The 10184-nt window shown below is 68.7% G+C and carries 7 protein-coding genes and 1 pseudogene; 1 reads left to right on the forward strand and 7 read right to left on the reverse strand.

The features are described 5' to 3' along the window. Positions 1–54 precede the first annotated feature (54 nt). From odhB to gloB, 7 genes are all read right to left on the reverse strand, one after another. Complete coding sequence (odhB, locus tag MKL01_RS34950) at positions 55–1386, reverse strand: 2-oxoglutarate dehydrogenase complex dihydrolipoyllysine-residue succinyltransferase (protein ID WP_243909756.1); 1332 nt, start codon at positions 1384–1386, stop codon at positions 55–57. 95 nt (positions 1387–1481) lie between these two features. Then, positions 1482–4472: a 2-oxoglutarate dehydrogenase E1 component gene (locus MKL01_RS34955; protein ID WP_243909757.1), complete on the reverse strand. Its 2991-nt coding sequence runs from the start codon at positions 4470–4472 to the stop codon at positions 1482–1484. 169 nt (positions 4473–4641) lie between these two features. Then, the gene (sucD, locus tag MKL01_RS34960) at positions 4642–5526 is read right to left on the reverse strand and encodes a succinate--CoA ligase subunit alpha (RefSeq protein WP_243909758.1); all 885 of its coding nucleotides are present in this window, start codon (positions 5524–5526) and stop codon (positions 4642–4644) included. A gap of 2 nt (positions 5527–5528) precedes the next feature. Beyond that, positions 5529–6725 (reverse strand): ADP-forming succinate--CoA ligase subunit beta, encoded by a 1197-nt coding sequence (sucC, locus tag MKL01_RS34965; RefSeq protein ID WP_243909759.1) that lies wholly within the window; start codon positions 6723–6725, stop codon positions 5529–5531. 114 nt (positions 6726–6839) lie between these two features. After that, a complete protein-coding gene (mdh, locus tag MKL01_RS34970) occupies positions 6840–7802 on the reverse strand; it encodes a malate dehydrogenase (protein WP_243909760.1) in 963 nt (320 codons plus the stop codon). A gap of 402 nt (positions 7803–8204) precedes the next feature. Further along, positions 8205–8774: a TetR family transcriptional regulator gene (locus MKL01_RS34975; RefSeq protein WP_243909762.1), complete on the reverse strand. Its 570-nt coding sequence runs from the start codon at positions 8772–8774 to the stop codon at positions 8205–8207. A 358-nt stretch (positions 8775–9132) separates the two neighbouring features. Then, positions 9133–9909 carry a hydroxyacylglutathione hydrolase gene (gene gloB, locus MKL01_RS34980; RefSeq protein WP_243909761.1) on the reverse strand — a complete coding sequence of 259 codons (777 nt, stop codon included), beginning with the start codon at positions 9907–9909 and terminating at the stop codon, positions 9133–9135. A gap of 139 nt (positions 9910–10048) precedes the next feature. Between gloB and MKL01_RS34985 the strand changes: the two are divergent. Next, a pseudogene (locus MKL01_RS34985) lies at positions 10049–10184 on the forward strand (methyltransferase type 11); the annotation flags it as partial.

Consider the following 10184-nt stretch of genomic DNA (forward strand, 5'->3'; position numbering starts at 1 on the left):
GACCGGCATGGGTCTACCTCGCCGGCCGCCCCACTCTCGATCCGCGGCTCCGTCTCACAGGTCCAGCACGAGCCGGGCCGGATCCTCCAGAGCCTCCTTCACCCGCACCAGGAAGGTCACCGCCTCCTTACCGTCGACGATGCGGTGATCGTATGACAGGGCGAGGTACATCATCGGCCGCGCCTCGATCTTGCCGGCGCGGACCACCGGGCGCTCCTCGATGCGGTGCATGCCGAGGATGCCCGATTGCGGGGCGTTGAGGATCGGCGTCGACATCAGCGAGCCGTAGATGCCGCCGTTGGTGATCGTGAAGGTGCCGCCCTGCATCTCCTCGATGGAGAGCTTGCCGTCGCGGGCCTTCTTGCCGAAATTCGCGATCGTCTTCTCGATGCCCGCGATGGACAGGTCGTCGGCGTTGCGCACCACCGGGACGACCAGGCCCTTATCGGTGCCGACCGCGATGCCGATGTGGTAGTAGTTCTTGTAGACGAGGTCCTGCCCGTCGATCTCGGCGTTGACCGCCGGCACGTCCTTGAGGGCGCCGATCACCGCCTTGGTGAAGAAGCCCATGAAGCCGAGCTTGGTGCCGTGCTTCTTCTCGAAGATGTCCTTGTACTGGCTGCGCATCGCCATCACGGCCGACATGTCGACGTCGTTGAACGTCGTCAGCATCGCGGCGGTGTCCTGCGCGTCCTTCAGGCGGCGCGCGATGGTCTGGCGCAGCTTCGTCATGCGCACGCGCTCCTCGCGCGCGGCATCGTCCGGGACCGAGGGCGCCCGCGGCAGGGTCGGGCGGGCCTCCCGGGCGGGGGCGGCGGCCGGGGCCGGGCCCTTGGAGATCGCGCCCAGCATGTCGCCCTTGGTGACGCGGCCGTCCTTGCCGGAGCCGTTGATCCCCGAGGGATCGACGCCCGATTCCCGGGCGAGCTTGGCGACCGCCGGGCCGTTGTCGCCGGTCGGGCGCTGGGACGCCGGAGCCCCGGCGTCGCCGTGGTTGCCGTAGCCCGCCGAGGATTCCTGCGCCGGCGCCTCGGCCTTCTGGGCGGCGGCGGGCTTCGGCGCCTCGCTGCGGCTCTCGGCCTTGGTCTCGGCGACCTCCTTGGGGGCCGGCTTCTTGCCGCTGTTCGCACCGGCGCCGCCGCCCGCGCCCGCCTCGACGATCGAGCCGAGAAGAGCGCCGGGCTCCACGGTCTCGCCGTCCTTGACCAGGATCTCGCCGAGCTCGCCGGCCGCCGGGGCGTTGACCTCCAGGGTCACCTTGTCGGTCTCGAGCTCGACGATCGGCTCGTCGGCCGCGACCGTGTCGCCGGGCTTCTTGAACCAGCGGCCGATCGTGGCCTCGCTCACGGATTCGCCGAGCGTCGGGACGAGGATGTCGGTAGCCATGTCGTTTCGCACTTCCGGATCGGTTGGGCCGTGCCGGACGGCCTGGAGTTCGAAGGCGGCGGCTCGAGCGGGCCGCCGCCGGGTCCCAAGAAAGATCAGACCGCCAGGGCCTCGTTGAGGAAGGCCTGGAGCTGCGCCTGGTGCTTCGACATCTGGCCCACCGCCGTGGAGGCCGAGGCCGGGCGGCCGACGTAGCGGGCGCGCTTCACCGCGGAGCCGGCCTGGCCGAGCACCCATTCGAGGTAGGGCTCCACGAAGGACCAGGCGCCCATGTTCTTGGGCTCCTCCTGGCACCAGATGACGTCCGCGTTGTGGAAGCGGCCCATCTCGGTGGCGAGCGCCTTGAGCGGGAACGGATAGAGCTGCTCGACGCGCATCAGGTAGACGTCGTTGAGGCCGCGCTTCTCCCGCTCCTCCAGCAGGTCGTAGTAGACCTTGCCCGAGCACAGCACGACGCGGCGGATCTTGTCGTCGCGCACCAGCTTGTTCTGCGCGCCCTCCTCCTCGGCATCGTCCCAGAGGACGCGGTGGAAGGTCGAGCCCTCCGCCAGGGCGTCGAGGGTCGAGACGGCGCGCTTGTGGCGCAGCAGCGACTTCGGCGTCATCAGCACCAGCGGCTTGCGGAAGTCCCGCTTCAGCTGCCGGCGCAGGATGTGGAAGTAGTTCGCCGGGGTGGTGACGTTGGCCACCTGCATGTTGTCCTCGGCGCAGGCCTGGAGGTAGCGCTCCAGGCGGGCGGAGGAGTGCTCGGGACCCTGCCCCTCGTAGCCGTGCGGCAGCAGCAGCACGAGGCCGGACATGCGCAGCCACTTGCGCTCGCCCGAGGCGATGAACTGGTCGACCACCACCTGGGCGCCGTTGGCGAAGTCGCCGAACTGGGCCTCCCACAGGACCAGGGCGTTCGGCTCGGCCAGCGAGTAGCCGTACTCGAAGCCCAGCACCGCCTCCTCGGAGAGCATCGAGTTGATGATCTCGATCGACGCCTGGCCCTCGCGGATGGCGTTGAGCGGCGTGTAGCGCTGCTCGTTCTCCTGATCGATCACCACCGCATGGCGCTGCGAGAAGGTGCCGCGCTCGACGTCCTGCCCCGAGAGCCGGACCCGGTTGCCGTCGAGCAGCGTCGCCCCGAAAGCCAGGGCCTCGGCGGTCGCCCAGTCGATCCCGGCGCCGGTCTCCACGGCCTTGGCGCGGTTGTCCATGAACCGCTGGATCGTGCGGTGCAGGTGGAAGCCCGGGGGCGCCTGGGTGATCTTGCGGCCGATCTCCTGCAGGGTCTCGGCCGGGACCGCGGTGCGGCCGCGGCGCGGATCGTCCACGTCCTCGTGCACGGCCTTGAAGCCGGACCAGCGGCCGTCGAGCCAGTCGGCCTTGTTGGCCTTGTAGTTGGTGGCGACGTCGAGCTCGCTGTCGAGCATCCCGCGGAACTCGGCCTTGCGGGCGTCGAGGGCCTCCTGGCTGAGGGTGCCGTTCTCCACGAGCCGGCGGCCGTAATTCTCCAGCACCGACGGGTGCTTGCGGATCCGCTGGTACATCTTCGGCTGGGTGAAGGCCGGCTCGTCGCCCTCGTTGTGGCCGAAGCGGCGGTAGCAGAGCATGTCGATCACGACCGGCTTGCCGAACTTCTGGCGGTACTCCACCGCCACCTTGGCGGCGAAGGTCACGGCTTCCGGGTCGTCGCCGTTGCAGTGGAAGATCGGCGCCTCGACCATCTTGGCCACGTCCGACGGATAGGGCGAGGAGCGCGAGAAGCGCGGATCGGTGGTGAAGCCGATCTGATTGTTGATGATGAAGTGCACCGAGCCGCCGGTGCGGTGGCCCTTCAGCCCCGACAGGCCGAAGCACTCCGCGACCACGCCCTGCCCGGCGAAGGCGGCATCGCCGTGGATCAGCAGCGGCAGCACGCTCGACCGCTGGATATGCGGCTTGGCCCACTGGTCCTGCTTGGCCCGGACCTTCCCCAGCACCACCGGGTCGACGATCTCGAGGTGCGACGGGTTGGCGGTCAGCGACAGGTGGACGTTGTTGCCGTCGAAGGCGCGGTCCGAGGAGGCGCCCAGGTGGTACTTCACGTCGCCCGAGCCCTCGACCTCGGCGGGCGAGGCGGAACCGCCCTTGAACTCGTGGAACACCGCCCGGAACGGCTTGGCCATCACGTTGGTGAGCACGTTGAGCCGGCCGCGATGGGCCATACCGAGCACGATCTCGCGGACGCCGAGCGCGCCGCCGCGCTTGATGATCTGCTCCAGCGCCGGGATCATCGACTCGCTGCCGTCGAGGCCGAAGCGCTTGGTGCCGGTGTACTTGAGGTCCAGGAACTTCTCGAAGCCCTCGGCCTCGATCAGCTTGTTCAGGATCGCCCGGCGACCCTCGGGGGTGAAGGAGATCTCCTTGTCCTTGCCCTCGATCCGCTCCTGGATCCACGCCTTCTCGGCGGGATCGGAGATGTGCATGAACTCGACGCCGAGCGTCTGGCAGTAGGTCCGCTCCAGGATGTCGACGATCTCGCGGATCGTGCCGAACTGGAGGCCGAGCACGTTGTCGAGGAAGATCGGACGGTCCCAGTCGGTCTCCTCGGCGAAGCCGTAATGCTGCGGATGCAGCTCCTCGTGGTCGCCGCGCGGGGCGAGGCCGAGGGGGTCGAGCTTGGCGTGCAGGTGGCCGCGCATCCGGTAGGAGCGGATCAGCATGATCGCCCGCACCGAATCCTTGGTGGCCTGCTCCACCGAGACGCCGGTGGTCGCGGAGACGCTGTCGACGGGCTTGCCGGGCCTCTGCTCCTTGGCGTCCCGGGCCACGATCTTGTCGCCGACCGCCTTCTCCAGGGCCGACCAGTTGCCGTCCAGCGCCGAGACCAGTTCGCCGTTGAGGGGCACCGGCCAGTTGGGCTTCTCCCAGGATGCGCCGGCCGCGTTCTTCGCCACGAGGGTCTCGTCCTCGCCGAGCCCCTTGAAGAACGTCTGCCACTCCGGATCGACCGAGGCGGGGTTGCGGGCGTAGGCCGCCTGCAATTCCTCAATGTAGGCGGCGTTGGCGCCGTAGAGGAAAGAGGTTTCGAGGAGCGCTTCGTTCACGTCCTGGCGTGCCATGGTCCGTCCATCCTGTCGCGCGGGCCGGTCGCCCGGCTCATCCGGCTCTCCGTCCGCGGGACGGGGCCCCAAAACCGGAACGGGGCGCGAGACCGCCCCGCTGATACGTCTCGGCACGCCCATATGGGCATCGCGGCCCTGCGATGGCCGCAACGCAGGCGCGCGGATCTCAGCCCTTCAGGACCTCGACGAGCGTCGAGCCCAGCCGGGCCGGCGACGGCGACACGCGGATGCCCGCGGCCTCCATGGCGGCGATCTTGTCCTCGGCGCCGCCCTTGCCGCCGGAGATGATCGCGCCCGCATGGCCCATGCGGCGGCCCGGAGGCGCCGTGCGGCCGGCGATGAAGCCGACCATCGGCTTCCTGCGCCCGCGCTTGGCCTCGTCCTGCAGGAACTGCGCGGCCTCCTCCTCGGCCGAGCCGCCGATCTCGCCGATCATCACGATCGACTCGGTCTTCGGATCGGCGAGGAACAGCTCCAGCACGTCGATGAACTCGGTACCCTTCACCGGGTCGCCGCCGATGCCCACCGCGGTGGTCTGGCCGAGGCCGGCATTGGAGGTCTGGAACACCGCCTCGTAGGTCAGCGTGCCCGACCGCGAGACGATACCCACCGAGCCTTGCCGGAAGATGTTGGCCGGCATGATGCCGATCTTCGACTGGCCCGCCGTGACGATGCCGGGGCAGTTCGGCCCGACGAGGCGGGACTTCGAACCGGTGAGCGCCCGCTTGACCCGGACCATGTCGAGCACCGGGATGCCCTCCGTGATGCAGACGATCAGCGGCACCTCGGCGGCGATCGCCTCGCAGATCGCGTCGGCGGCGCCGGGCGGCGGCACGTAGACCACCGAGGCGTCGGCGCCGGTGGCCTCGCGGGCCTCCGCCACCGTGTCGAACACCGGAAGGCCGAGATGGGTCGCGCCGCCTTTGCCGGGGCTGGTGCCGCCGACCATCTTGGTGCCGTAGGCGATCGCCTGCTCGGAGTGGAAGGTCCCGTTCTTGCCGGTGAAGCCCTGGCAGATGACCTTGGTGTTGGCGTCGATCATCACCGACATGATCAGGCTCCCTTCACGGCGGCGACGATCTTCTGGGCGGCGTCGTCGAGGTCGTCCGCCGGGATCACGTTGAGGCCGGAATTCCGGATGATCGCCTTGCCCTCCTCGACGTTGGTGCCTTCGAGGCGCACCACCAGCGGGACCTGCAGGCCCACCGCCTTCACGGCGGCGATGACGCCGTTGGCGATCACGTCGCACTTCATGATCCCGCCGAAGATGTTGACGAGGATCCCCTTCACGTTCGGGTCGGCGGTGATGATCTTGAACGCCGCCGTGACCTTCTCCTCGGAGGCGCCGCCGCCGACATCGAGGAAGTTCGCCGGCTCCTCGCCGTAGAGCTTGATGATGTCCAGCGTCGCCATGGCCAGCCCGGCGCCGTTGACCATGCAGCCGATCGTGCCGTCGAGCGCGATGTAGGCGAGGTCGTATTTCGACGCCTCGATCTCCTTGGCGTCCTCCTCGGTCTCGTCGCGCAGGGCCATCACGTCGGGATGGCGGTAGAGGGCGTTCGAATCGAAGGCCATCTTGGCGTCGAGGCACTTGAGATGCCCGTCCGCGGTGAGCACCAGCGGGTTGATCTCCAGGAGGCTCATGTCCTTGGCCATGAAGGCCGCGTAGAGCTTCTCCGTGAGCGCGGCCGCTTCCTTGGCCTGGCTTCCGGTGAGGCCCAGCGCCTTGGCGACGGCGCGGCCGTGGTGGGGCATCACGCCGGTGGCCGGATCGACCGCGATCGTGTGGATCTTCTCGGGGGTGTCGTGGGCCACCGCCTCGATGTCCATGCCGCCCTCGGTGGAGACCACGAAGGCGACGCCGCCGGTGACCCGGTCGACCAGCATCGAGAGGTAGAACTCCTCGGCGATCTGCGCGCCTTCCTCGATGTAGAGGCGGTTGACCTGCTTGCCGGCCGGCCCGGTCTGGATCGTCACCAGGGTCTGGCCGAGCATCTCGCCGGCATATTGCTTCACCTCGTCGATGGACTTGGTGACCCGCACCCCGCCCTTGGCACCCTCGGGGGCTCCCTTGAACGTCCCCTTGCCGCGGCCGCCCGCGTGGATCTGGCTCTTCACGACCCAGACCGGGCCGCCGAGTTCCTTGGCGGCGGCCTCGGCCTCCGACGGATCGAAGATCGCCACGCCGCGGGAGATCGGCAGGCCGAACTCCTTCAGGACGGCCTTGGCCTGGTATTCATGGATGTTCATCGGGACCTCGTGGGGGAGGAGCGAATAGTGAGTAGCGAATAGCGAATAGTTTTCGTGGCGCGAGCGGGCAGGGCAGCCCTATTCGCTACTCACTATTCGCTATTCGCCTGTTCCTTACGCCAGCGAGCCGTCGACGCCCTTGCAGGCCTCGATCAGGCCGGTCACCGAGGCGACCGACTTGTCGAACATCGCCTTCTCCGCTGGGTCGAAGGTGACCTCCAGGACGCGCTCGACGCCGCCGGCGCCGATGACGATCGGCACGCCGATGAACATGCCCTTCACGCCGTACTGGCCGTCGAGGTAGGCGGCGCAGGGGAGGACCCGCTTCTTGTCGCGCAGGTAACTCTCGGCCATGGCGATGGCGGAGGCGGCGGGCGCGTAGAAGGCCGAGCCGGTCTTGAGCAGGTTGACGATCTCGCCGCCGCCCTTGCGGGTGCGGTCGACCATGGCGTCGAGCTTCTCCTGGGTGGTCCAGCCGAGCTTGACCAGATCGGTCAGCGGCACGCCGGCGACCGTGGAGTAGCGGGTCAGCGGCACCATGTCGTCGCCGTGGCCGCCGAGCACGAAGGCCGTGACGTCCTCCACCGAGACCTTGAACTCCTCCGCGAGGAAATGGCGGAAGCGGGCCGAATCCAGCACGCCGGCCATGCCGACGACCTTGTTGGTCGGCAGCCCCGAGAACTTCTGCAGCGCCCAGACCATCGCGTCGAGGGGGTTGGTGATGCAGATCACGAAGGCGTCCGGCGCGTAGGTCTTGATGCCCTCGCCCACCGCCTGCATGACCTTGAGGTTGATGCCGATCAGGTCGTCGCGGCTCATGCCGGGCTTGCGCGGCACGCCGGCGGTGACGATCACCACGTCGGCGCCCTTGATCGCCGCATAGTCGCTGGCGCCCGCATAGGTCGCGTCGAAGCCCTCGACCGGGGCGGCCTCGGCGATGTCCAGCGCCTTGCCCTGCGGCACGCCGTCGACGATGTCGAAGAGCACGACGTCGCCCAGATCCTTGAGGCCAGCGAGAAGAGCCAGGGTGCCGCCGATCTGGCCGGCACCGATGAGCGCGATCTTGTTGCGAGCCATGTCGGATCCGTCTCCGCTGCGTGTCGACTTCGATGATGCCTCGGGCGATGCCGGACCTGTGCGGCAACCTTGGCCACAGGGCGGATTCGCCGCGCCGAAATCTGCGCGGCTGTGTGGCCGAAAAGCACCGCCGCTTCAAGCCGATGCCGGGCCGGCGCGTCGGCGATCCCCTCGGGCCGACCGCCCGAGACCCCCTCGACGGGCATTGGGAAACGTCAACGTCGCGAAGGTTTTAGGTGCACTGCACCCTGGTCCCGCACCGCCGCCAAGCTCGGATGACAGATCCGCGAGGCTGTCATTTTCGCCTCCCCGGCGTGTCTAAGCGGTGGTCGGTCCACCGGAAACGCGAAAGGCCCGGACGCACGGTCCGGGCCTTCGTAATCGCATCGTCCGTCGGCTTGCTCAGAGGATCCCGGAGCGCAGGACCCGCTGGATCGCGTGGATCACGGCCCCGAACCGGGCCTCGATCAGGTCGCGCGGAACCTCCGCATCGTGCTGGATCGCCAGCGGATGCGTGAACCGGTAGCTCGCGTCGAAGATGTAGGCGATCGCCCGCTCCCGATCGCGCGCCGAGAAGATCCCCGAGGTGATCCCCTCCTCGACCACGCGCTCGACCAGGCTGCGCAGGCGCACGCGGTGCCGTCTGGCGATCGGCCGGGCCGACACCGTCGCGTCGAGATGGACCGCGAACAGATTCGGTTCGTCGACCAGGGCGTCCCGCTGCACCGTCGCCAGGGCGGTTAGCAGCCGCTCGATCTTGTCGTCGGCCGGATCCGGCGCGTCGGCGATGCCGGCGAGCCGGGCCTCGACCTCCCGGAGCCAGCGGCCCGCCACGGCGTCGAGGAGCGCATCCTTCGATGGGAAGTAGCGGTAGACGTTGGCGTGCGTCATGCCGGCCTCCGCGGCGACGGCGACGACCGTGACGCGTTTCGGCCCGAGGCGCGAGAGATGCTCGGTGGCGATGCCAAGCAGCCGGACATCCGCCGCGACCGGTGCGCGGGGCCGTTGCGTCCCGGCCGCATCGCCGCTGTCGCGATGCGGGACGGTGTCGCCGTCGTCGGTTCCGGGAAGCTTGACCTTGACGTCGAGCGACTCTTCCTTGGACCCGGCAGATTCTGGCTTGAGGAACGGAAGAGGAAGGCGGGAAGTGGACAGGTGGTAGGGCGAGACGGACCCCCATCATACCGGCTGAAGCGTCCCGGCGCTTCGCGTTGACGTTACGGCTTCCCCCCGGGAGCCCGGTTAACCTGAGCGGATTAAGACCGCTTAAAAACCCGTATGTGTCAGTTCGCCTTGAGAAGGCAACAAATTTTTCTCGTTATCACCTGCGTCAGAAGCGGTTCTTCCACGCCCTTAAGGCGACGAAGACCGCTTCGGGATCGCTTTCTGGCGGCATGTCGACCGACGCGGCGAGGTTCGGGAGCCCGCTGCGCAGGAACGGATTGGTGGCGCGCTCGGCGCCCATGGTCGACGGGATGAGGAAGCGGCCCTCGTCCTCGGCGCGTTCTGCCTCGGCGACGCGCGCCTTCAGGGCGGCATTGTCCGGATCGGCGGCGAGGGCGAATCGGCCGTTGGCGAGTACGTAGTCGTGCCCGCTGAACACCTGGGTCGAGTCCGGCAGGTGGTCGAAGCGCCGGAGGGACCGGTAGAGCACCTCCGGCGGGCTCTCCATCACCCGGCCGCAGCCGAGGGTGAACAGCGTGTCGCCGGCGCAGACCAGCCCGGCCTCGGCAAACGAATACGTGACGTGGTCGATGCAATGGCCGGGTGTCTCCCAGACCTCCGCCACCAGGTTCCCGATCCGCACCGTGTCGCCCTCGCGAACGGTGGTGTCCACCTCCGGGACCGCGTCGCCGGCCTTGGCGGGCGCCACCACCCGGGCGCCGGTTGCCCGCTTGACCGCCGGAATGCCCTCGACATGGTCCGCGTGCCGGTGGGTGACGAGGATGTCGGTGAGGCGCCAGCCGGTCTCGTCCAGCGCCTTGAGGACCGGCCCGGCCTCCGGAACGTCGATCGCCGCACAGGCCCCCGTGGCCGGGTCGCGGATCAGGACGCCGATATTGTCGCTGCGGCACAGAAAGGTGTGGATCTCGGTTTCGGCAGCCATCGTATGAGATCTCTCGAAGCGCGAAAGCTGTGGCCGTGAACTGGCGGCGAAGCGGCCGGGTTCCTTCGGCGCTTGCCGCGGGCCGTCCGGCTCACCATTGAGTACCATCATCGTCCCGGCCTCGATCTCGTGTCCCTTCATGCGTCTCGACGTCAATGGCTTGCGGGCCTTCTACGCCAGCCCCCTGGGCCGCACGACGCACCGCGTGGTCGGGCGCGCCCTGCACGAGTTCCTGGGCTCGGTGTCGGGCCTGCGCGTCCTCGGGATCGGCTACG

Source organism: Methylobacterium sp. J-070, assembly GCF_022829385.1.
GTDB lineage: Bacteria > Pseudomonadota > Alphaproteobacteria > Rhizobiales > Beijerinckiaceae > Methylobacterium.

Bases quoted from the DNA above. Each gene is read 5' to 3' on its own strand.
- sucC (WP_243909759.1), bottom strand. From the start codon at position 6,725: ATGAACATCCATGAATACCAGGCCAAGGCCGTCCTGAAGGAGTTCGGC.
- MKL01_RS34955 (WP_243909757.1), bottom strand. From the start codon at position 4,472: ATGGCACGCCAGGACGTGAACGAAGCGCTCCTCGAAACCTCTTTCCTC.
- mdh (WP_243909760.1), bottom strand. From the start codon at position 7,802: ATGGCTCGCAACAAGATCGCGCTCATCGGTGCCGGCCAGATCGGCGGC.
- sucD (WP_243909758.1), bottom strand. From the start codon at position 5,526: ATGTCGGTGATGATCGACGCCAACACCAAGGTCATCTGCCAGGGCTTC.
- gloB (WP_243909761.1), bottom strand. From the start codon at position 9,909: ATGGCTGCCGAAACCGAGATCCACACCTTTCTGTGCCGCAGCGACAAT.
- odhB (WP_243909756.1), bottom strand. From the start codon at position 1,386: ATGGCTACCGACATCCTCGTCCCGACGCTCGGCGAATCCGTGAGCGAG.